Below are 22,058 nucleotides of genomic sequence, written 5' to 3'. Positions count from 1 at the left end.
CAGTAAAAAAGAAACCGGGCTCGCCTGAAAGGGGGAGCCCGGTTTTCTTTTGCCTCGTCGCGGTGCGTTATGTCCGCCTCATTGGCGATAGCGCGCGAGCGTCAGACCGTCGAGATCGATCTCCGGTTTGCGCTGCGCGATCAGATCCGCGACCACGCGCGCCGAGCCCATCGACATCGCCCAGCCCGTCGAGCCGTGCCCGAGGTTCAGCCATAAGTTGTCGATGTTGCACGGGCCGAGCAGCGGCGCGCCATCGGGCGTCATCGGCCGGCGGCCGACCCAGAAGTGAGCGGAAGTCGGATTGGCCGCGTGCGGAAACCAGTCGCGCAGCACCGTGAGCAGCGTTTGCAGCGCCTGCTCGCGCAACGTCGTCTGGCGATTGCCGAGCTCCGCCGTACCCGCGATGCGCAAGTTGTTGCCGAAGCGCGTGATCGCCGTCTTCAGCGATTCGTCCATCAGTGCCGCCCGTGGCGCTTTTTCCTCGTCGGTCACAGGCAGCGTGGCCGAATAGCCCTTCACCGGATAGAGCGGCACCTTCACGCCGAGCGGCGCGAGCAGCGCCGCGCTATCAACGCCGAGCGCGACGACCACCGCGTCGGCCGGCAGCGTCTGCGCGCCCTGCTCGCTTTGAATACGCACGCCGCGCACCGTCGCTCCCTCGACATCGAGCGACGTGACGCGCGTGTCGAAGCGAAAGCTCACGCCATTGCGTTCGCAGATCGCGCGCAGTTCGCGGGTGAAGCGCGCGCAGTCGCCGGCTTCGTCGTCGGGCAGATAGAGGCCCGAGAACGGCGCCTGACGCGCCCAGTGCAGACCCGGCTCGATCTCCGCGCACTGCGCGGCGCTGACCTCCCGATGCACGATGCCCGCATCGCGCAGCACCGCGAGCGCCGGCTGCGCGAGTTCGACGTCGTACTCGCTGCGAAACAGTTGCAGATAGCCCTGGCTGCGGCCGTAGTCGAACGGATGACGGCCGCGGAATTCGTGCAGGCAAGCGCGGCTGTAGTACGCGATGCGCTGCATACGCTGCTTGTTCACGCGAAAGCGGTCGAGGTCGCACTCGCGCAGCCAGCGCGCGATCCAGCGCCATTGGGCCGGATCGAGCGTCGGCCGGAAGATCAGCGGCGAGGCCGGCTTGAACAGGTACTTGAGGATTTTCGCCGGCATGCCGGGCGCGGCCCATGGCGTCACGTAGCCCGGCGCGATCACGCCGGCGTTGCCGAAACTCGTGGACAGGGCGACGTCGGGTTCGCGCTCGATCACCGTCACGTCGCAGCCTTGCTGGCACAGATAAAAAGCAGTGGCGACGCCGATGACGCCGCCGCCGAGTACGATCGTTTTCATGATTGGGAACTGCGGTGTCAGACGATCTCAAGCGGCGGAGCCGGCCGCCCCCAGCACCTTGCCCTTCGTTTCCGGCAGGCACAACGCGGCGACGATCACGAGCAGATACCCCGAGCCCGCGACGATGCCCATCGCCTTCACGAGCGTCAGCGTCTGCGCGAAGGTGCCGACGAGTATCGGAAAGAACGAGCCGAGCCCGCGCCCGAGGTTGTAGCAGAAGCCTTGCCCCGAGCCGCGGATTTCGTTCGGATACAGCTCCGACAGATACGCGCCGATGCCCGCGAAAATCCCCTGCACGACGATGCCGAGCGGGAAGCCGAGCGCGAGCATCATCGTGTCGGTGATCGGCAGCATCGTGTAGACCATGCCGAGCACGAACGAGCCGACCGCGAACAGCACGAACGACGCGCGCCGGCCGATCCTGTCGCACAGAATCGCGCCGACGATATAGCCGGCGAACGAACCGACGATCAGCACGATCAGATAGCCGCTTGTATTGAACACCGACAGATGGCGCTCCGTCTTCAGATAGGTGGGCAGCCACGTCGTGATCGCGTAGTAGCCGCCGAGCATGCCGGTGCACAGCGCGCTGCCGAGCACAGTTGTCTTCAGATGCGCGGCTGAGAAGATCTGCATGAAGTGCGACGTGTTGATGCCGCTTTCGCGCGCGCGACGCGTCGCGAGAAAGATGTCGGGGTCGCTGACGTTGCGGCGGATATAGATGATCCATGCGGCGGGCAGCAGGCCAACCCAGAAGCACGCGCGCCACGCGTACTGTTCCGGCAGCAGCGCGAACGCCGCCCAGTAGACGATCGCCGCGGCCGCCCAGCCGAACGACCAGCTGCTCTGCACGGTGCCGACCGCCTTTGCGCGATGCTGTGGCGAGCGGATCGTCTCGGCCATCATGATCGTCACGACCGACCACTCACCGCCGAAGCCGATGCCCTGCAGCGTACGCGTGGCGAGCAACTGCCAGAACGACTGCGTGAAGCCGGACAGGAACGTGAAGATCGCGAAGGTGGCGATCGTCCATTGCAATACACGGATGCGGCCGTGGCGATCGGCAAGAATGCCGGCGAGCCAGCCGCCGATCGCCGACGAAATCAGCGAGCTGGTGGCGATCATGCCTGCTTCGCTTTTGCTCATGCCCCACGTCGCGATCAGCGTCGGAATGAGGAACGAGTAGATCATGAAGTCGAACGCGTCGATCGCGTATCCGCCGAAACCGGCGAATAGCGTGCGACGCTCGCGCGGGGTCAGCTCGGTGAACCATTGGAGAGAAGACATGTTTTGTTGTGGTCTCCAGGTTTCTTGTGCCTGCGGGGGCCGGATGGGAGGGTGTCCGTATTCTACGGGGATGCGGCGTCGTGAGGCCAGTTGGGGTCAAAAAGGGCGTGCGCGCGGTAACGGCCGATAAGGCACCGCAAGGGAACGGAAATCAGTGGGCCAACCGTCCCTCTTTTTTCTTACTAACCCCTACGATGTAACGCAAAACTTCCTGGTCAACGTTAAACTGCGTCTGCAGCCCCGGCTGCCCCACGCAATCCTCCTATACACCTGTCGCCCCCGATGTCCGTTACCGCGAAAAACCGTTCGCCTTTCCGCGCCCTTGCGAGCACGACCGTGCCCGTGGAGCGCGGCATGCCCGGCGAAGCGTCGGCGGCGCGGCGACGCTTTCTGAGGGGCTCGGCCGGTGCGATGCTGGCCGCGGGTTTCGGCAGCACGCTGCTGTCCGCCTGCGGCGGTAGTCTCGAAGCCGATCAGCCGGCTACGCCGCGGCTCGTGTCGGTCAGCAACTTCCGCGATGTCGGCGGCGCGGGTGCCGGCTATCTGACCGTCGACGGTAAACAGATGCGGCGCGGCGTGTTCTATCGCGCGAACGCGCTGACGCTGAGCGGCACCGACACGGCGACCGTCGACAAGCTCGGTATCGTGTCGGTCTACGACCTGCGCACGCCCGCCGAAATCGCACGCACCGCCGACGTGCTGCCGAGCGGCGCGACATCCTCGACGCTGAACGTGCTCGGCACGAACGACTTCGTCGCGCCCCCGGTCGATTCTCCCGTCGACGCCGTCGCGTTCATGCAGGCGCAGGCGCGCGCGTATGTGACGGGCGGCCCGCAGCGAGCCGCCTATGGCGCGCTGCTCGGCGCGCTCGCCGACGGCACGGGCGCGCAGCTATTCCACTCGAACGCGGGCAAGGATCGCGCGGGCTGGGTCGCGGCGCTGCTGCTCAGCATCGCCAACGTTCCGCTCGACGTGATCATGCAGGACTACCTGCTCAGCAACGTCTATCTCGCGCCATCGATCGCCGCGCAAACCACCACGCTGCGCGCGCAGGAAGGCGCGGCCATCGCGACGGCGAGAGCGCCATTGCTCGGCGTCGACGAGAATTATCTGCAGGCGGGCTTCGACCAGGTGCAGGCGAGCTACGGCACGATGGCGAGCTACCTGACGCAAGGCCTCGGTCTTTCCACGGCGACGGTCGACGCGCTGCGCAATCGGCTCGTGCATTGACGCGCTTCGCTGGCGCGCTTTGGTGGCCTTCCTTACAGCGCAAAAAAAAAGTCCGCCGCAGAGGTGCGGGCGGACCGGGAAGGGCTGCATCGAGGTTGCCGGGGGTGACTATAAGGCCGCACCCCGCGCGACAGTCGATGCGGTAAGGGCAGGTAAGTGTCCGGTGCGCGCCGCGTTTGCCTGCGAGCATCCTTACGACAGCGCCGGGTCCACCGGCAATTCGATCCGTACTTCGAGCCCACCCTGCGCGTGATTTCGCACGAGGCAGCGTCCACCGCGATCGTGCGCGAGCCGCGCGACGATCGCGAGACCGAGCCCGCAATGGCCTTCGCCGCCGCGCGCGGCGTCGAGCCGCACGAACGGCTTCATCGCCGCGGCAATGCGGTCGTCGGGAATGCCGGCGCCGTGGTCGCGCACGCTGATCGTCCAATGACGGTCGCTGTACGCGGTCGAGATTTCCACCGGCGGCATGCCGTGTTCGAGCGCGTTGTCGACGAGGTTCGTCACGAGCCGGTCGAGCAGCGTGCGCGGCAGCGTGAACGAGGGGCCGGCGCGCAGATCGAGCGCGAACAGCGGGGTTTCGGCGGGGTCCGCCGCTTCGGCGGTTTCAGCGGCCTCCGCGTAATCGCCCGAGGAAAACTGCTCGCGCAAGAACTCGTCGACTTCCACGGGCGGTCCGGCGTCCGCCGATTGGCCCGCGAATTCGAGGAACTGCTGGACGATGTTGGTCAGGGAATCGACGTCGCGGATCAGGCCCGCGCGCTCGTTTTCGTCGACCAGCACGCTTGCGCGCAGCTTCAGGCGCGTGAGCGGCGCCTTCAGATCGTGCGCGACGCCGGCGAGCATCACCGCCTGGTCGTCGCCGGCTTCGTTCAGGCGCCGCATCATGTCGTTGAATGAGCCGATCAGCTCACGCAGCTCGCGCGGTCCCTGCACCGGCACGGGTTGGGGCCGGCCGCCCGAGCCGAACGCGCGCGACGCATCGGCCACGCGCGACAACGGCCGTTGCATCTGCCACACCGCGAACAACGACAGGATCAGCCCGGCGACCAGCATCGACACCGATTCGATCAGAAAGCGCGGCGGCGGCGGCAGGTCGACCGGCACGACGACCCAGTTCGACTTGCCCGGGACCAGCACCCACAGTTGCGGCGGACGCAGATCGTCGACGGCGATCTGCGTGCCGGCCGGCAGGTTCTCACGCAGGTGCCGGCTCAGTTCGACCACCATATGCTCGTGCGGCTCGCGCAGATGCACGCTGGTCGGCATGTTCCAGGTGGGCACCAGATGCACGCGCATCGCCGGCGCGAGCGCGGCGCCCTTGATCGGCTCGCCGTTGATCGCCTGCAGCACGAGCAGAATGCCGCGCGCGAAGCCGTCGATTTCGTGGCGCGGCGGCTGCATCGTCACCAGCACGAACCAGCTCGCCTGAATCGCGAACAGCACCGCCGCCGACAGCAACGCCATTCTGCCGAACAGCGTGTTCAGCGGATTTCTCATGCGCTCGGGGCGGCCCCGTCCTCGAAGGGTGTGCCGTTGGCGTCGGGCACGAACACGTAGCCCTTGCCGCGCACCGTTTGCACGTAGCACGGGTTCGACGGGTCGTCCTCGATCACGCGGCGCAGGCGCCAGATCGGTACGTCGAGGCTACGGTCGCGGAACGCGAGGTTGTCGCGATGCACGAGATCGTGAATCAGCACGCGCGACAGCACCTTGTACGGATTGTTGACGAAGATCTTCAGCAGCGCGAATTCGCTGTCGCGCAGCGGCAGCTTGGCGTCGTCGCGGGTCAGCGAGCGCGTGGCGAAGTCCAGTTCGAATGGACCGAAGCGATAGCGCTTGCGTGCTTCGGGCGCGCTCGTGGTGGACGGCCCGCGCCGGCGCAACACGGTCTGGATCCGCACGAGCAGTTCGCGCGGATCGAACGGCTTGATCAGATAGTCGTCCGCGCCGAGCGACAGGCCGACGATGCGGTCGGCCACCGTGCCGCGCGCGGTCACGAAGATCACCGGGATGTCGTCGCCGGCGGTGCGCAACGCGGTGAGCGCGCGCAGGCCGTCGGTGTTCGGCATCATGATGTCGAGCACGACGACCGACGGCCGCTCACGCTCGAGACGACGCTGCAAATGGGTGCCGTCATGCAGCACGGACGCATCGAAGCCGTTCGACTGCAGAAACTTGCAAAGCAGATCGCGTACGACCGGATCGTCGTCGACGATAAGGACCTGTGGATTCATGGCGAAATTCTAGACTGGCCCGCCCGACGCGCGACCGGGCATTTCCTTACCAACGCTTACTGTGCGCCGCTCGGTGCTGGCGGGCTCGCGCCGGGGGCGGATCAGCGAAGGTGCAGCGCTTACTTTAGCACTGCCTGATCCGGCTCTGCGCGACGACAGGCACGCGATGACAACAGTTGGCAAGCACTCGAAAGCTCTCGCAAGCCCACGGAACGGATCGTAACAACAGCGCGAAAGCGTGCTTTGCTTCGCCCATCGTCGGCACCCGCGCGGCGCGATGATTCGTTCCGCAGCAAGTCGCGCCGCACGCCGAACGAGGCCCGCTGCCTCGGACGACGGCGCGCGGCGTTCAACCGATACCGGTGCGCAATGCGCGCCTTCGCGAGGTCCATCATGACGATCCAAAATACGCTCGGTTCCACGCCTTTCTCCTCGCTGGCAAATAAGCCGGCCACGGAGAAGTCCGCCAGTTCAAGCTCCACGGGCGCAGCGGCGAAATCGCAGCAGAGCGCCGGGCTCGGGCAGCCTGCACTGCCTGCGCCGGGCACGGGGCTCATCGGCCATCTGGTCAACACGACTGCGTGAATCGGCGAGGTCCGCGTGCCGTTATCCAGAACTACTGAGCAGCGGCGGCGCGCCGTGGCGTGGCTCGTTGCCGGCGCGCTGCTGTTGCCGCTCGGCGGCTGCGGCGCCGCGGCGCTGCCGTGCCGGGTCACGGCGGCGACCCTGAAAGTGCTGCCGGTGGTCGGCCATGCGGCGGCGACGCCGTTCGACATGTGCGCTTCCGCGATCGATTGAATCATGACGCTTACCCGGGTGGTTGGTGCACTGATGCTGCTCGGCGGCGTGCTGTCGTGCGCCGCGCATGCACAGCTCGTCGCGCGCAGTGCGAAGGCGGCCAGCGCGGCATCGAATAGCGTCGTCACCGACACGCGGCGGCGCTCGCCGGACGCGCCGTTTTCGTTTCGCGGCGTCGCGCTCGGCATCACGATCGACGAATTCCGCGCGGGCTCGACCGTGCGCGCGACGCCGGTCGGCAGCGTGCCGATCTGCGAGACGGACGTGCAGGCCGGAGCGCTCGGCATGCGGCTGAAGTCGCACGATAGCCTGAGCGTCGCGTGCCGCTGGGCGCATCGCGATGATGAACGCTGGGCGGTGTCGCAGGCCGTGGTCGATGGTGCGCCGGCGCTCGAACACGTGATGCGCTTCGCGCGCATCGACGGGCAGGGCGCGCTGCGTCTCTACGAGATGTCGTTCGTGATCGACGAGCTGACCGCGGAGGATCTGCGCGACGCGCTCGAGGATCGTTACGGGCCGCCGCGTCTCGCGACGCGCAACGCGGCGGCGCCGGGGGCGATGCCGATGTACGTATGGGAGAACGCGGTGAGTTCGATCACGCTGTGCTTTCTGCCCGGCAGCCGCAACGGCACGCTCACGTATCTGCTGAAGGGCTCGGATGCGTGGATGAAAGCGCTCGTGCGGCAATGGCAGGCGAGCGGCGCCGATGCGGGCTGACGTGGGCTGACGATTGCCAGGCAACCCTGATTACCGGTGCGATCCCAACGCCGAAACCGGGCGGTGTCCGGATAGGCCGCCTCACTTCGACTCCTTTCATCCTTTCCGCCACGGAGCCAGCATGACCGCGCTACGTCTCACCCTCGTGCTCGGCGCCGCGAGCTGTCTCGCGGCCTGTTCGAGCGCGCAGACCAGGTCGATCGTCGAAACGCCGATGGCGCCGCCGCTCGCGTCCGCGCCGTTGAACGTCAACACGCAAGGCGCGATCTATCAGGCCGGCGCGCCGCTGCTGCTGTATGAGACGCCGCGCGCGCAGCACGTCGGCGACGTGCTGACGATCCGGCTGTCGGAATCATATAGCGGCAACAACAGCGCAAGCGCGTCGGCGAACCGCACGAGCAGCATCACCGCGACTGCCGCGGATCAATCGACGAATGCCGCCGCGCGACTCGCCAAACTGTTCAACATCGGCTCTGCCAGCACCGACTACAAAGGGCAAGGCAATCTGAGCGACATCAGCGACATGACGGGCACGCTAGCCGTGACCGTGATCGGCACGGTGTCGGGCGGCAATCTCGTCGTGTCAGGCGAGAAGGTGATCGCGATGAGCGGGACCCGCGACCGTCTTCGACTCTCGGGCATCGTCAATCCCAAGGACATCGAAGCAGGCAATTACGTCGCGTCGAGCAAGGTCGCGAACGCGCGCATCGAGCAGGCGGGCCTCGGCATGGTCAACGATGCGACGACGATGGGCTGGCTGCAGAGGATGTTTCTGAGTGTGCTGACGTTTTGACCGTCAGCCGGGTCAGCGCGGTGCGCGCGACACCGCGCTGCGCGTTACGTGCGACGCGTGGGCCGCATCAACCGGCTTCGACCATCAGGCGCCGCTAACCGAGCGGCGGCGCAAGCCCGCGTTCGGCCGCGCCGATCTCGCCGTCCGGCACGAACACGTAGCCGCGTCCCCACACCGTCTGCACGTAGCGCGGTTCCGACGGGTCCACTTCGATCAATCGACGCAAGCGCCAGATCGAAACGTCGAGACTGCGGTTGCGATGCGCTTCGCTATTGCCGTGCAGTTTTTCGAGCAGTTGCGCGCGCGTGAGCACGGTCATCGCATGCGTGACGAACACCTTCAGCATCGCGAATTCGCTCGAACGCAGCGTGATGCGTTCGCCGTCGCGGCGCAGTTCGCGCGCGGGGAAGTTCACTTCGAAGCGGCCGAAATGATAGGGCGCGCGCTGTTCGGGCGCGCCCGGCGCGATCGAGCCGCGACGCCGCAGCACGGTGCGAATCCGCGCGACGAGCTCGCTCGGTTCGAAAGGCTTGCCGAGATAGTCGTCGGCGCCGAGTTCGAGGCCGATCACGCGATCGATCGGATCGGCGCGCGCGGTCAGCAGGATCACGGGAATGTCGTCGCCGGCGACACGCAAGGCGCGCAGCGCGCTGATGCCGTCGAGCTCCGGCATCATGATGTCGAGCACGACGAGCGCGGGACGCTCCTGTTGCAATCTGCGCTGCAACGCCAAGCCATTTTCCAGCATGGCGACCTTGAAGCCGCGGCCGTGCAGATATTCGCTGACGAGCTCGCGTACGACGGGATCGTCATCGACGATCAGGATGGTCTGGTTCATTCAGGTCATCTTAGTGATGCGCACGGGCCGCGCAAAGCGTATACCGCTTTCCAATCCTTTCCCGTGTAAGGCGCTGCAAGCGAAAGCAAGGCCGCGAGCACTCAGTGGGGCGGCGGGAAGGCCTGCGAGGTTTGCAGGGTCTGCTGTTGCTGCGCTTGACGCGGGAAATCGGTCCGATCGACCACCATCCGCTCGATCAGTCCGCCGAGCTTGACCGAGGCCGACGAAAAACGGTCGGCGTTCAGGCCGCCGGTCTGATAGCGCGCGGTGACCAGAATGCGGCCACTCTGGATCAGCGTCAGATCGATGATCGACAGGTACTGGATCGATTCGTCGCTGAACGAGCGGCGGCCATAGTCGATCGCGGCGTTGTAGACGAGCCGCGCTTCGCAGCCGGCCGGCGAGGTGCCCGGATTGTAGACGTCCGAACGAATACCGCGCCGCTCGAGCGCGAGCTGCAGCGCCGGCACGAAATCGCCGACCGACACTGTCGGGTTCACTTCGATGCAGACCTGCTGCAAATCCGCGGGCCGGCCGTTGACGAAGGTCGGCGACGAGTAGTTCGACGCGATCGCGTAGCCGGCCTGGATGACGGAGCCGGTGGCGTCGGCGGCCTGGATCAGCGTCCAGGCGCAGCCGTCGAGCGCGAGCGTCAGCGTCGCGGCGAAGGCGGCGAGGGCGCAACGACGCCGGCATATCAGCGAGGCGACCAGACACAGGCGCGAATGCTTGGTTGCCGCTGGCGCGCGCACGGTCGGCGACGAGGTCATGAGGCAGCGCCCGATTCCGGTCACGAAATGCGATGGAGCATCAAAAGCAGCGACGGCCGCGCGCTCAGCGCGTCACGCGCAGTCGCAGTTCGTTCTGACCTTGCACGCTCGCGGTGACGTTCATGCGGCGGGCGTCGGTGGTCACGACGAAATGCTGGCGCACGGGTGTGTTGACGTCGTGCACGACGCGCGGAAAGCAGGCGGCGATGTCGGCGCCGAGTTCTTCGAGCGGATCGTTGATGACGCCGTCGGCTTGCCAGTGCGCGCGCCAGTGGCAGTCGTACGCGTGCGTGCTGGCGCGGCAATCGTCGGGATGGGAGACGCCCGGCAGTTGCGCGGCGGCCTCGCCCGGCAGTCGCCGGAAATCGCTCGCATCGACGATGTGCGTGAGCGCCGCGCAGATATCGGCGGGTTGGTTCGGCCCGGTCGTTTGCGCAGCATCGACGGCGTTCGTGAGCAGCAGCGCCGCGCCGCAGGCGAGCGCGATGCGCGGGAGCAAAGACGGGAGCAAAGGTGAAACACGGCGAGCGAATGACATGGGCGAGGAGTCCGAAGAGCGGTTGCGATGAAAGACGTGACTGACATCAACGACGGCCGGCGCATGGCGCGGCCCGTACGACTATCGTCGCTGCTCGCAGGCATTTTCAAAGCGCGGAACAGCTTGCGCGCTCCGCAAATGCTTCCGAACTCTTCTCGTGTCTTTCCGGATGTTGCGCCCGGAGGTGCCGGCGCGCAGGCGAGGCTTAACCGAGCGTCAAGCCGCCATCGATGTGAATCACCTGGCCGGTGATGTGGCGTGCCGCGTCGGACAGCAGGAATGCGATCAGCGCGGCGACGTCGTCCGGTTCGGCGACGTGACCGAGCGGCGTGGCTTCGGCGGCGTGCGCCCACACGGCCGCGTTGTCCGCGCTTGGGCCGCGATCCTTGCGCGTGTAGCCCGGCGCCACGCAATTGACGGTCACGCCGAGCGGCGCGAGCTCCGCGGCCGCCGTTTTCGCAAGCGCTTCGAGTGCCGCTTTCGCGGCCGCCGTCGCGGCGAATGGCGCATCCGCGCGATAGCGATGCGCGACGAACGAACTCAAGGCGACCACGCGACCGCGCTTCGATGTTTCGAGCGCGGGCATCGCGCGCCGCACGAGCGCGGCGAAGGCGGCTGGCATCGCGGCGAAGGCGGCGCCGAAGGTGTCGGGATCGAGCGCGGCCAGCGTTTGGCGCTGCGCATGGCCGGCGTTCGCGACCAGTTGATCGAGCGCGCCGAAGCTCGCGAGCGTCTGATGGATCACGTGCTCCGCCGCGCCGCGCTCGGCGAGGTCGCCGAACACGGTCGCGCAGCGTGCGCCGCTTGCCGTGCAGTCGGCGGCAACCTGCACGAGCCGTCGACGGGAGGCGTCGTCTGCGCCGCGCGCGTGCAGCATCAACGACGTATGCGGCGCCGCGAGGCGCCGTGCGAGCGCCGCGCCGATGCCGGAACCGGCGCCGGTGATCAGCACGATGCGAGCGGCGGTGCCGTGCGCTTCGCTGACGTGAGCGCCGCTCGCGTCGCTCACGCCGCTACCGCTTCGACAGAACGCTCGACGTCGAGCGTTTCGTCATGGAACGCTGCGAGCGATTCGCGATGCGCGACGCTGACGATCGCAGCCTTCGGCAACCGCTCGGTGAACAGCCGATAGAGCCGCGACTCGTTTTCCGCGTCGAGCGCGCTGGTCGCTTCGTCGAGGAACAGGTAGTCCGGCTTGTGCAGCAGCACGCGCGCGGCGGCGAAGCGCTGCTGCTCACCCGGCGACAGCACGCGAGTCCAGTGCGCCGCTTCCTGCAGACGGTCCGCGTATTCCGACAGATGGCAGGTGATGAGCGCGTCGCGACATTCGTCGTCGCTATATGTGTCCGCCGCCGACGGATACGCGAGCGCCGCCTTCAGCGTGCCGATCGGCATGTAGCTGACCTGCGGGATGAACATCATGCGCGCGTTGACCGGTGCGTCGATCGAGCCGTCGCCGAACGGCCACAGGCCCGCGAGCGCGCGCATCAGCGTGCTCTTGCCGGCGCCCGACGGACCGCGCACGAGCCAGCGCGAGCCCGGCCGGATCGCGATATCGCGGATGCGCGACAGTGGGTTGCCATTGGGCAGCGCGAGCTGGAGGCTGTCGGTGGTAAGCGTGTTGCTGTCGACGAAATGCAGATTGATGCCGCCATGTTCCGTGGCCGGCGACACCGATTCCTTCAGACGCGGCGAATGCACGACGCGCTTGAATTCGCGCAACCGGTTCACGGTCGCGCGCCATTCGACGAGGCTCGTATAACTGTTGATGAACCACGAGAACGAATCGCTGACCGTGCCGAACGCGCTCGAAATCTGCATCAGCACGCCGAACGTGAACGCGCCCGCGAAGTAGCGCGGCGAGGCGACGACGATCGGGAAAATGATCGCGATCTGACCGTAGAAGCTCAGCACGAAGGTCAGGCGCTTCGTGTACTTCATCACCTGCCACCAGTTGTCGCGGATGCGGCCGAACAGCGTGCGCGCGTTCGTCTTCTCGGTTTCCATGCCGTTGTAGAACGCGATCTGCTCGGCATTCTCACGCAGCCGGATCAAGCCGAAACGGAAATCGGCCTCGACTTTCTGCGCCTGATAGTTGATCGACACGAGCGGATGGCCGACCTTCTGCGTGATGAGCGAGCCGACCACCGCATACAGCGCGGCGGCCCACACCATGTAGCCGGGGATCTGCAGCGGCATGCCGCCGAGCGAGATGCTCAACGCGCCCGCGAGCGACCACAGGATCGTGATGAACGACACGAGCGTGACGACGGTCGACAGCAGATCGAGCGTCAGCGACAGCGTGGTGGTCGCGAACGACTGCAGGTCGTCGCTGATCCGCTGGTCGGGGTTGTCGGCGAGGCGGTCGCGCTCGATGCGGTAGAACGCGCTGTCGTCGAGCCACTCGTTCAGGTAGCGGGTGGTCAGCCACTGGCGCCAGCGGAAGCCGAGCATCTGGCGCAGATAGCGTCCATACACGGCGAGGATGATGAAACCGAACGCGAGTCCGGTAAAGATCATCAGCAGGTGCGGGAAGTCGTGGACGTTCTTCGCCTGCAGCGCGTTGTAGAAGTCCCTGCTCCAGCTATTCAGGCGCACGTTGATCCAGACGACGAGCAGGTTCATCACGATGATCGTGACGAGCAGCCCCCACGCGATGCCTCGTTCCTCGGAAACCCAGTAGGGCTTGATCAGGGTCCACGCGGAGACCTTTTCGTCGGGCGGCAGCGCAGGGCTGGCGGAAGTATGTGGTGTCATGAGCGTCCTGATGAAGTGCTGACCCGAAGTGCCATTCCGGCGTACGGGTCCAATCTGGTTGACCCATGTCGGGCGATCCCGCGAACTGCGGGCCCCTTTGCGAGGGCGTGGCTGCCGCGGGTCTGCGATACCTGGCCGGGCATCGCGCCATCACGCTCGATGAACGCGAGTCCGGACTGGCGCCCGATTCTGGCGTGACGCCCTTAAGCGAAAATTAATTTTCGGGGCCGGCATCCGCTGGGGTGCCGCCGCCACGCATGCGGCCACGAGCGCCGCGCGCGCCGCGTTTTTGCGGCACCGGTCACGGCATTGTGCCAGAGCGCCGGGCCGCTTCGCACCGGCATCTCGATAGACGGCGCCAGATCAAAATCGGGTTGGCGACCGCGGAGCGCTGGTTTGCGGGCGCCGCGCCTTTTATGGTCTAATGACCTTCGACGAAACAGGGGTGCTTCGCCCACAGGCGGCATGACTTTCATGCCGGGGCGGCGAGGCTGAGAGAGACCCTTTGCACCCGATCCGGGTAATACCGGCGCGGGAAGTTTCCGGAAGCAACCGTCTTCCATTCCCCGCCGGGCGGCGAGCGCAGCTCACATGTGCACGTCGTGACCGGCCGGCTTCACCCGCCGGTTTCGTCCTGGGTACGTGCGTTTTTGGCCGTACGGAAAGGACTCGATGACCGCCTATTCTTCAGACATGCATTTTTCCCTTCGTCACGCCGCCTCGGGCGAGCCGTGCCGTTTTGGTTTTGCCCACCGCAGTCGAACGGAGCGCGCGCGATGAACCGTCCCGCCCGACCCGATTTCGCCGTGCTCGGCGGCGGCCTGTGCGGCCGCCTGGTCGCGTGGCGCCTCGCTGGCGACGGGCATCGCGTGGCGCTCTACGAGCGCGGCGATGCCACCGGTTCGCAGGCTGCCGCGTGGGTCGCCGCCGCGATGCTCGCGCCGCTGGCAGAGGCCGCGAGCGCCGAGCTGCTGATCACGCGGCTTGGCGCGAGTTCGCTCGAAAGCTGGCCGCGCGTGCTTGCCGAACTGCCGGAGCCGGTGTTTTTCCAGCGCAACGGCACGCTCGTCGTCTGGCATCACGCGGATCGCACCGAGGCGCCGCTATTCGAGCGGCGCGTGCGTGCGAACGCGCCGGCCGAGTTGCTCGACGGCGGCTTCGTCGCGTTGGCGGGCGCGCAGCTCGGCGCCGCCGAACCCGCGTTGGCCGGCCGCTTCAGCCAAGGCTGGCTGCTGCCGCGAGAAGGCCAGCTCGACAACCGCCAGGTGTTGTCCGCGCTTGCGGCCGGGCTTGCCGAGCGCGGCGTCGACACGCACTGGAACACGCCGATCGACGACGCATCGCTGCCCGAGGCCGGCATCACCATCGATTGCCGCGGGCTCGGCGCGAAGCCGGTGCTGCCGACGCTGCGCGGCATCCGCGGCGAAGTTGCGCGCGTGCATGCGCCTCACCTGCAGCTGACGCGCCCGGTGCGGCTACTGCATCCGCGTTACCCGCTGTATATCGCGCCGAAGCAGAACGGCCTCTACGTGATCGGCGCGACCGAGGTGGAGGGCGAGGACATGTCGCCCGTCAGCGTGCGTTCGGCGCTCGAGTTGCTGAGCGCGGCGTTTTCGGTGCACCCGGGCTTCGGCGAGGCGCGCATTCTCGAGCTGAATTCGCAGTGCCGGCCGACCTTGCCCGATCATCGTCCCGCGCTGCTGTGGGACGGCGCGCGCACGCTGCGCGTGAACGGCCTGTACCGGCACGGCTACATGATCGCGCCCGAAGTCGCCGACGAAGCCGTGCGCTTCGCGAGCGCGCTGCTCGACGGCCGCGTCGGTGATGCCGACGCATTCGCCGGCTGGCGGCGCGACTCACGCTGGAGCGAGCTGTTCCAGCAGCATTTCGCGCGCGAGCCGGCCCGAGCGTAGCGGCCAACGTGCCGCGCGCGATGCCGCTTGCGCCATCGATTGAACCGTATTCGAACACCATGGACATTCATATCAATCAGAAGCCGTTGTCGTTGCCCGAGGGCGCGACTGTCGCCGATGCGCTCGCCGCCTTTGGCGCGCGTCCGCCGTTCGCGGTCGCGCTCAACGGCGATTTCGTCGCGCGTGCGCAGCATGCGGCGCGCGCGTTGCAAACGGGCGACCGGCTCGACGTCGTGCAACCGGTCGCGGGCGGCTGAGCGCGACCGCGCCAGCCTCTCGCTTACCGAACGCAACAACCGTCGCCGAAAACCCATTGCCGCAACGCGGTCGGTTCTAGCCGCGAGGGCAAACCAGGATGATGCAAATGACTTCTCACGAGACCGCCGACGCGCTGACGCTATACGGTCAAACTTTTGCAAGCCGCGTGCTGCTCGGCACATCGCGCTATCCGTCGCTGCAATCGCTGTCCGATTCGATCGACGCCGCGCGCCCCGGCATGGTGACGGTCGCGCTGCGCCGTCAGATGAACGAGGGCCACGCCGAAGCCGGCTTCTTCGATCTGCTCAAGCGCCATGGCGTGCCGCTCTTGCCGAACACGGCGGGTTGCCTGAGCGTCGGTGAAGCGGTGACGACCGCGCACATGGCGCGCGAAATCTTCGAGACCGAGTGGATCAAGCTCGAACTGATCGGCGACGACTACACACTGCAGCCCGACCCGGTCGGCCTGATCGAAGCCGCCGCGCGGCTCGTCAAGGATGGCTTCAAGGTGCTGCCGTACTGCACCGAAGATCTGGTGATCGGCCGCCGTCTGCTCGACGCCGGCTGCGAGGCGCTGATGCCGTGGGGCGCGCCGATCGGCACCGGCAAGGGCGTGATCAATCCATACGGGCTGCGCGTGTTGCGCGAGCGGCTGCCGGACGTGCCGCTGATCGTCGACGCCGGGCTCGGCGTGCCGTCGCATGCGGCCCAGGTGATGGAGTGGGGCTTCGACGGCGTGCTGCTGAACACGGCCGTGTCGCAGGCGACGCACCCCGACGCGATGGCGCGCGCGTTCGCGCTGGGCGTCGAGGCGGGTCGGCAAGCGTATCTCGCGGGCCCGATGGCCGAGCGCGAGAGCGCGCACGCGAGCACGCCGGTGGTCGGCATGCCGTTCTGGCATCAGGATGGAGGTGCCGCATGACTCAGTCGTTGACGCTGAAGGACCGCGATCTGTTCTGGCCGACGGCCGACGAACTCATCGAAGCCGCCGAGCGCATCCGCGCCCGTCTCGGCGACTGGCCGCCGACGCACGCGCCGTGGCGCATCTGCCTGATCGCACCCGACGAACCGAACGGTGGCGACCTGATCGTGACCGCCGACGCACAGCAGCACGGCGAGCAAATCGCGCGCTGGCTGACGCGGGGTGCGGGCGTGATCGTCGCCGCGGAAAACCACGCGACGCTGCATCTGGGCGGCGAGAAGTATGGCCTCGAAGGCCATCTGGCGGAAGACTGGATTCCCGCGCTTGCCGCGTTCCTCGACTGCGGTTTCGATCCGCGCGACGCGCTGGTGCTCGCGCTCGCGTGGCGCGATGGCGACGAGACCCGCGCCGACGATGCTTTCCCGGCCGACCTCGCTCGCTTTCCGCGCCTTACCGAGCTGCCGGCGGCACCCGCCAAGGCGTTCCCGCGCTGCCCGGCAAGGCTCGGCCTGTATCCGGTGTTGCCGACCGCGGACTGGGTCGAACGGGTGGTCGGCTTCGGCGTGAAGACGGTGCAGTTGCGCCGCAAGTCGGCCGAACCCGCCGACGAGCTGAAGCGCGAAATCGCGCGCTGCGTGGCGGCCGGCCGCGCGCACGACGCGCAGGTGTTCATCAACGATCACTGGCAGGCGGCGCTCGAGGCGGGCGCGTACGGCGTGCACCTCGGCCAGGAAGACGTGCATACCGCGGATCTGTCCGCGCTGGCTGACGCGGGCATCCGCCTGGGCCTGTCCACTCACGGCTTCTACGAGATGCTGAAGGCGCTGCATTTCCGGCCGAGCTACATTGCATTGGGCGCCGTGTTCCCGACCACGACCAAGGTCATGCCGACCGCGCCGCAGGGCTTGCGCCGCCTCGCACGCTATGTGCGGCTGCTCGATGGCGTGCTGCCGCTCGTCGCGATCGGCGGGATCGATCTGCAGGTGCTGCCGGACGTGCTCGCGACCGGTGTCGGCTGCGCGGCCGTGGTGCGCGCGGTGACGGAAGCGGCCGACCCGGCCGCCGCCTTGTCTGCGCTGCAACACACGTTTACGCAATAATCGTCAGGCATAGTCAAGGAACGGGGCACCTCACGGCAGCTTTTGCACGATGGCCCTATAATTCGGCCTTCTCTGTAAAAGGATCGTCAGTTTGGTGCCTTCCTATCCCGAGACCTTACTCGAGCTGCGCGACGTCGACTTCGGTTACGGCGACCGGCTCGTCCTGTCGAATCTGAATCTGCGCTTTCGTCGCGGTCAGGTCGTCGCGGTCATGGGCGGCTCGGGTTGCGGCAAGACCACGGTGCTGCGGCTGATCGGCGGCCTCGTGCGCGCCCAGCGCGGCCAGGTGCTGTTCCATGGCGAGGACATCGGCGAGCAGACGCGCGAAGGCCTTTACGCGCTGCGCCGCAAGATGGGCATGCTGTTCCAGTTCGGCGCGCTGTTCACCGACATGTCGGTGTTCGAAAACGTCGCCTTCTCGCTGCGCGAGCACACCGATCTCCCCGAAGAACTGCTGCGCGACCTCGTGCTGATGAAGCTCAACGCGGTCGGCCTGCGCGGCGCGCGCGACCTGCTGCCGTCCGAGATTTCCGGCGGCATGGCGCGGCGCGTGGCGCTCGCGCGCGCAATCGCGCTCGACCCCGAACTGATGATGTACGACGAGCCGTTCGCCGGTCTCGACCCGATCTCGCTCGGCATCACCGCGAACCTGATCCGCACGCTGAACCGGGCGCTCGGCGCCACGTCGATTCTCGTCACGCACGACGTGCCGGAATCATTCGCGATCGCCGACTACGTGTACTTCCTGTCCAACGGCGGTGCGCTTGCCGAGGGCACGCCCGACGAACTGCGCGCGTCGACCGATCCGACCGTGCGGCAGTTCATCGACGGCGCGCCGGACGGCCCGTTCAGATTCCACTATCCGGCGCAGACGCCGCTCGAGGCGGACTTCGGCATGGGCGGAGGCCAGTCATGATCAGTACGATCGGGCGCTCGGTCATCACCGGGCTCGGCACCGCCGGCTACGCGACGCGCTTCTTCCTGCGGCTCGTGCTCGAATTTTTCCCGCTGCTGCGCCGCCCGCGTCTTGTCACGAAGCAGATCCACTTCGTCGGTAATTATTCGCTCGTGATCATCGCGGTGTCGGGGCTGTTCGTCGGCTTCGTGCTCGGGCTGCAGGGCTATTACACGCTGAACCGTTATGGCTCCGAGCAGGCGCTCGGGTTGCTGGTCGCGCTGTCGCTCGTGCGCGAGCTCGGGCCGGTCGTGACCGCGCTGCTGTTCGCCGGGCGCGCGGGCACGTCGCTGACGGCCGAAATCGGCCTGATGAAGGCGGGCGAGCAGCTCACCGCGATGGAAATGATGGCCGTCGATCCGGTCAAGGTCGTGATCGCGCCGCGCCTGTGGGCCGGCATCGTGTCGATGCCGATCCTCGCCGCGATCTTCAGCGCGGTCGGCGTTCTGGGCGGTTACGTGGTGGGCGTGCTGCTGATCGGCGTCGATGCCGGCGCGTTCTGGTCGCAGATGCAAAGCGGCGTCGACGTGTGGCGCGATGTCGGCGCCGGGGTCGTCAAGAGTGTGGTGTTCGGCCTCGCGGTGACCTTCGTTGCGCTGTTTCAGGGCTACGAGGCGAAGCCGACGCCGGAAGGCGTGTCGCGCGCGACGACCCGCACGGTCGTGTACGCGTCGCTCGCGGTGCTCGGGCTCGATTTCCTGCTGACCGCACTAATGTTCAGCTAAGACCGCGCAGCATGCCGGCTGCCGGCGGTGCATGATGCGCCGCGCACGGCGGGAGGTGGCGGCGGCGCGGCGGATTCACTTTGGGATGACGATGAAAAAGAATGTTCTCGACTTCTGGGTCGGCCTGTTCGTGGTGCTGGGTTTCGTGGCGTTGCTGTTTCTTGCGCTGAAGGCCGGCAATATGAGCTCGTTGTCGTTCCAGGCAACCTACCCGGTCAAGCTGAAGTTCGACAACATCGGCGGGCTGAAGCCACGCGCGCCGGTGAAGAGCGCCGGCGTGACGGTCGGCCGGGTCGCGTCGATCGGCTTCGACAGCAACACCTACCAGGCGCTCGTCACGATCGATATCGACAAGCAATATCAGTTTCCGAGGGACACTTCGGCGAAGATCCTGACCTCGGGTCTGCTCGGCGAGCAGTACATCGGGCTCGAGCCGGGCGGCGACTCGGAAATGCTGAAGGCCGGCGATACGATCTCGATGACGCAATCGGCGATCGTGCTGGAAAACCTGATCGGCCAGTTCCTGTATAGCAAGGCCGCGGATTCCGGCGCGGCGAAGCCCGCCGCATCCGCCCCTGCACCGGCGCCGGGCGCGCCGGCCTCCGGCGCTGCCGGCCAGTAAGGCCAACAAGGAGAATTAGATGCAAACGACACTGCAGACCGCGCGCAGCGGCGCGCGCGTCCTACAGTTCGGCAAGGTCGCCGTGGCGACTGCGCTGCTCGCCGGTTGCACGACCGTGCAGACGCCTACCAAGGGCGACCCGTTCGAAGGGCTGAACCGTACGATCTTCACCGTCAACGACAAGATCGACCAGTACGCGCTGAAGCCGGTTGCGCAGGGCTACGTTTGGGTCACGCCGCAGCCGGTTCGCGACAGCGTGACGAACTTTTTCTCGAACATCGGCGACGTCTATATCGCGGCGAACAACCTGCTGCAGCTGCGCATCGCCGACGGCGTGTCCGACATCATGCGGATCGTGATCAACACGTTGTTCGGCGTCGGCGGCCTGTTCGACGTCGCGACGCTCGCGAAGCTCCCGAAGCACGACAACGACCTCGGTCTGACGCTCGGCCACTACGGCGTGCCGGCGGGCCCCTATCTGGTGCTGCCGCTGTTCGGGCCGAGCACGGTGCGCGATGCGGTGGGCTCGCTCGGCAACTACTACGTGAACCCGATCAGCTACGTCGACCCGCCGGGCCTGAGCTGGGCGCTGTATGGCCTGAACATCGTCAACACGCGCGCGAACCTGCTCGGAGCGAGCAACCTGCTGGAAGGCGCGGCGCTCGACAAATACTCGTTCGTGCGTAACGCGTATCTGCAGCGCCGGCAGTATCTGTTGTCGGATAACCGCCGGCGGCCGCAGGAACTGCCGAGCTACGACGAGGAAGCGCCGCTGCCGAAGTACGACGAAGGCGAGACGGGCGCGGCAGGTGCGCCGGCCAAGCCGGCTCCCGCATCCGGCGCGGCCGTGGGCACGCCGCAAGGCGCGTCGGCACCGGAGGCCGCGTCGGGCGCCGAAACACCGCCTCTCGACCTGAAAGGCGGCCCGGAAACGCAAATTCCGGCCGGTCAGTTGGTGCCGCCCACGCGCTTCAACTTCCCGTCCTTAAGATTTCATTGAACGTGCAGCCGTAACAGATCGATACGACTCTCGCAGTTTGCGCATGGATTGCCGTCGAACTCGCGTGATAAGGTCGGTTCAAACTGTTGCATTATTTTTGAGGCAAAGCTCGATATGAAAAAATTCTTCCTGATTCCGTTGTTTGCCGCGTTGTTTTCGTTCATCAGCGCGGGCGCATCGGCGCAAACCGTCGACACCAGCGCGCCCGACGCGCTGATCAAGACCGTCACCCAGCAGGTGATGGACGCGATTCGGGGCGACAAGTCGATCCAGCAGGGCGATATCACGCACATCACGGCGCTCGTCAACGAAAAGATCCTGCCGTACATCGATTTCCGCCGCACCACCCAGCTCGCGATGGGCCGTAACTGGCGCACCGCGACGACCGAACAGCAGAACCAGGTGGTCGAGCAGTTCAAGATGCTGCTGATCCGCACGTACGCGGGCGCGCTCGCGCAGGTGCGCGACCAGCAGATCCAGTACAAGCCGTTCCGCATGAACCCGGACGACACCGACACGGTGGTGCGCTCGGTCGTGATGAACAACGGTCAGCCGATCGAACTCGACTACCGCCTGTACAAGACGGCGCAGGGCTGGCGCGTGTATGACATCAACGTGCTCGGCGCGTGGCTGATCCAGGCGTATCAGCAGCAGTTCAACGAGCAGATCCAGCAGAAGGGCGTGGACGGACTGATCCAGTTCCTCACGCAGCGCAATCAGCAACTCGCCGCGGGCAAGCAGTCGTGAGCGACGTGCTGAACCCGGTTGCGAACCGCTTCGACAGCGGCACGATGCTGACCCACGAGAGCGCGAAGGCCGCGCTCGCGGCGGGTCTGCAACGCATCGCGGCGGGTGCGGGCGGCGTCGATTGCGCGCCGCTCACGCAATTCGATTCGTCGGCGCTCGCCGTCCTGCTCGCGTGGGTGCGGGCCGCGGCGGCGCGCGGCGGCAAGTTCGAAATCGTCAATCTGCCGGCTGGGCTCGCCAGTCTCGCGCAGGCCTACGGCGTCGATACACTTCTCTCTTCTGGCGCCTCCAGCATGGTTGCGTCAGCGCGACATTGACGCTCCTCTAGCGTCGTCTCCCCCCTTCCGGCCAGGCCGGGGGTGTCAGTTTTTGCCCTATAATCAAACGTTTTTTTGGGGCGTCGAACTGGCCCCCTAATCGGCCCCGGTTCCCGTTTCTTCCAGCATTTGCGCGTCCCCAAGCTCCATCGGGGCTACTTCAGGCGCCGCGACGCACGCGGCCCATAGT

The 22,058-nt window shown here is 66.7% G+C and carries 24 protein-coding genes and 1 riboswitch; of the genes, 14 read left to right on the top strand and 10 right to left on the bottom strand.

Features of this window, described 5'->3' with window-relative positions:
• Positions 1–78 precede the first annotated feature (78 nt).
• Positions 79–1,344 carry a D-amino acid dehydrogenase gene (locus F6X40_RS18590; RefSeq protein WP_187628811.1) on the bottom strand — a complete coding sequence of 422 codons (1,266 nt, stop codon included), beginning with the start codon at positions 1,342–1,344 and terminating at the stop codon, positions 79–81.
• Between the two features lie 27 nt (positions 1,345–1,371).
• Entirely contained in the window at positions 1,372–2,631 is a 1,260-nt protein-coding gene (locus F6X40_RS18585) for an MFS transporter (protein WP_187628810.1), read from the bottom strand.
• A gap of 354 nt (positions 2,632–2,985) precedes the next feature.
• Between F6X40_RS18585 and F6X40_RS18580 the strand changes: the two genes are divergently transcribed.
• Positions 2,986–3,861, top strand: coding sequence for a tyrosine-protein phosphatase (locus tag F6X40_RS18580; protein WP_187628809.1), 876 nt, complete (start codon positions 2,986–2,988; stop codon positions 3,859–3,861).
• Between the two features lie 192 nt (positions 3,862–4,053).
• On the opposite strand, the gene F6X40_RS18575 is transcribed toward F6X40_RS18580, so the two are convergent.
• From F6X40_RS18575 to F6X40_RS18565, 3 genes are all read right to left on the bottom strand, one after another.
• Positions 4,054–5,361, bottom strand: coding sequence for an ATP-binding protein (locus F6X40_RS18575; RefSeq protein ID WP_187628808.1), 1,308 nt, complete (start codon positions 5,359–5,361; stop codon positions 4,054–4,056).
• Positions 5,358–6,098 carry a response regulator gene (locus F6X40_RS18570; RefSeq protein WP_187628807.1) on the bottom strand — a complete coding sequence of 247 codons (741 nt, stop codon included), beginning with the start codon at positions 6,096–6,098 and terminating at the stop codon, positions 5,358–5,360. The genes F6X40_RS18575 and F6X40_RS18570 overlap by 4 nt, the downstream gene beginning before the upstream one ends.
• 119 nt (positions 6,099–6,217) lie before the next feature.
• On the bottom strand, positions 6,218–6,655 hold the full coding sequence (locus F6X40_RS18565) for a hypothetical protein (RefSeq protein WP_187628806.1): 438 nt from the start codon (positions 6,653–6,655) through the stop codon (positions 6,218–6,220).
• A gap of 82 nt (positions 6,656–6,737) precedes the next feature.
• Between F6X40_RS18565 and F6X40_RS18560 the strand changes: the two genes are divergently transcribed.
• From F6X40_RS18560 to F6X40_RS18550, 3 genes are all read left to right on the top strand, one after another.
• Positions 6,738–6,896, top strand: a complete 159-nt coding sequence (locus F6X40_RS18560) for a DUF6726 family protein (protein ID WP_041734448.1) — start codon at positions 6,738–6,740, stop codon at positions 6,894–6,896.
• Between the two features lie 3 nt (positions 6,897–6,899).
• On the top strand, positions 6,900–7,613 hold the full coding sequence (locus tag F6X40_RS18555) for a hypothetical protein (protein WP_187628805.1): 714 nt from the start codon (positions 6,900–6,902) through the stop codon (positions 7,611–7,613).
• Positions 7,614–7,734: 121 nt separating this feature from the next.
• Complete coding sequence (locus F6X40_RS18550; RefSeq protein ID WP_184035706.1) at positions 7,735–8,406, top strand: flagellar basal body L-ring protein FlgH; 672 nt, start codon at positions 7,735–7,737, stop codon at positions 8,404–8,406.
• Positions 8,407–8,500: 94 nt separating this feature from the next.
• Here the strand turns inward: F6X40_RS18550 and F6X40_RS18545 are convergent, their stop codons facing one another.
• From F6X40_RS18545 to F6X40_RS18525, 5 genes are all read right to left on the bottom strand, one after another.
• A complete protein-coding gene (locus F6X40_RS18545) occupies positions 8,501–9,244 on the bottom strand; it encodes a response regulator (protein WP_184070628.1) in 744 nt (247 codons plus the stop codon).
• Between the two features lie 101 nt (positions 9,245–9,345).
• Positions 9,346–10,014 carry a hypothetical protein gene (locus tag F6X40_RS18540; protein ID WP_187628804.1) on the bottom strand — a complete coding sequence of 223 codons (669 nt, stop codon included), beginning with the start codon at positions 10,012–10,014 and terminating at the stop codon, positions 9,346–9,348.
• A 64-nt stretch (positions 10,015–10,078) separates the two neighbouring features.
• Positions 10,079–10,552 carry a hypothetical protein gene (locus F6X40_RS18535; RefSeq protein WP_187628803.1) on the bottom strand — a complete coding sequence of 158 codons (474 nt, stop codon included), beginning with the start codon at positions 10,550–10,552 and terminating at the stop codon, positions 10,079–10,081.
• Positions 10,553–10,757: 205 nt separating this feature from the next.
• Positions 10,758–11,561 (bottom strand): SDR family NAD(P)-dependent oxidoreductase, encoded by an 804-nt coding sequence (locus F6X40_RS18530; protein ID WP_187628802.1) that lies wholly within the window; start codon positions 11,559–11,561, stop codon positions 10,758–10,760.
• Positions 11,558–13,309, bottom strand: coding sequence for an ABC transporter ATP-binding protein/permease (locus tag F6X40_RS18525; protein WP_184070622.1), 1,752 nt, complete (start codon positions 13,307–13,309; stop codon positions 11,558–11,560). The genes F6X40_RS18530 and F6X40_RS18525 overlap by 4 nt, the downstream gene beginning before the upstream one ends.
• Positions 13,310–13,740: 431 nt before the next feature.
• Positions 13,741–13,864, top strand: a riboswitch (TPP riboswitch).
• A gap of 221 nt (positions 13,865–14,085) precedes the next feature.
• Here F6X40_RS18525 and F6X40_RS18520 point away from each other — a divergent pair.
• From F6X40_RS18520 to F6X40_RS18475, 10 genes are all read left to right on the top strand, one after another.
• Positions 14,086–15,222, top strand: a complete 1,137-nt coding sequence (locus tag F6X40_RS18520) for an FAD-dependent oxidoreductase (protein WP_090802108.1) — start codon at positions 14,086–14,088, stop codon at positions 15,220–15,222.
• 59 nt (positions 15,223–15,281) lie between these two features.
• Positions 15,282–15,479 carry a sulfur carrier protein ThiS gene (gene thiS / locus F6X40_RS18515; protein ID WP_026225709.1) on the top strand — a complete coding sequence of 66 codons (198 nt, stop codon included), beginning with the start codon at positions 15,282–15,284 and terminating at the stop codon, positions 15,477–15,479.
• A gap of 107 nt (positions 15,480–15,586) precedes the next feature.
• Positions 15,587–16,402, top strand: a complete 816-nt coding sequence (locus F6X40_RS18510; RefSeq protein WP_090805494.1) for a thiazole synthase — start codon at positions 15,587–15,589, stop codon at positions 16,400–16,402.
• Positions 16,399–17,502: a thiamine phosphate synthase gene (gene thiE, locus F6X40_RS18505; RefSeq protein WP_187628801.1), complete on the top strand. Its 1,104-nt coding sequence runs from the start codon at positions 16,399–16,401 to the stop codon at positions 17,500–17,502. Before F6X40_RS18510 ends, thiE begins: the two co-directional genes overlap by 4 nt.
• Positions 17,503–17,593: 91 nt before the next feature.
• Positions 17,594–18,418: an ABC transporter ATP-binding protein gene (locus F6X40_RS18500; RefSeq protein WP_221307828.1), complete on the top strand. Its 825-nt coding sequence runs from the start codon at positions 17,594–17,596 to the stop codon at positions 18,416–18,418.
• On the top strand, positions 18,415–19,182 hold the full coding sequence (mlaE, locus tag F6X40_RS18495; protein ID WP_018420057.1) for a lipid asymmetry maintenance ABC transporter permease subunit MlaE: 768 nt from the start codon (positions 18,415–18,417) through the stop codon (positions 19,180–19,182). The genes F6X40_RS18500 and mlaE overlap by 4 nt, the downstream gene beginning before the upstream one ends.
• A 91-nt stretch (positions 19,183–19,273) precedes the next feature.
• Complete coding sequence (gene mlaD, locus F6X40_RS18490) at positions 19,274–19,804, top strand: outer membrane lipid asymmetry maintenance protein MlaD (protein WP_187612918.1); 531 nt, start codon at positions 19,274–19,276, stop codon at positions 19,802–19,804.
• Between the two features lie 19 nt (positions 19,805–19,823).
• The gene (locus tag F6X40_RS18485) at positions 19,824–20,804 is read left to right on the top strand and encodes a VacJ family lipoprotein (RefSeq protein WP_187628800.1); all 981 of its coding nucleotides are present in this window, start codon (positions 19,824–19,826) and stop codon (positions 20,802–20,804) included.
• Between the two features lie 114 nt (positions 20,805–20,918).
• Positions 20,919–21,551 (top strand): phospholipid-binding protein MlaC, encoded by a 633-nt coding sequence (locus tag F6X40_RS18480; protein WP_187628799.1) that lies wholly within the window; start codon positions 20,919–20,921, stop codon positions 21,549–21,551.
• Positions 21,548–21,868: a lipid asymmetry maintenance protein MlaB gene (locus F6X40_RS18475; RefSeq protein ID WP_187628798.1), complete on the top strand. Its 321-nt coding sequence runs from the start codon at positions 21,548–21,550 to the stop codon at positions 21,866–21,868. Before F6X40_RS18480 ends, F6X40_RS18475 begins: the two co-directional genes overlap by 4 nt.
• The last annotated feature ends 190 nt before the right edge of the window (positions 21,869–22,058 follow it).

The sequence above is a fragment of the Paraburkholderia sp. UCT31 genome (assembly GCF_014397655.1).
Lineage (GTDB): Bacteria > Pseudomonadota > Gammaproteobacteria > Burkholderiales > Burkholderiaceae > Paraburkholderia > Paraburkholderia tuberum.
The sequence above is the reverse complement of the archived record's forward strand: the minus strand, read 5'-3'. Positions and strand labels throughout refer to the sequence as shown.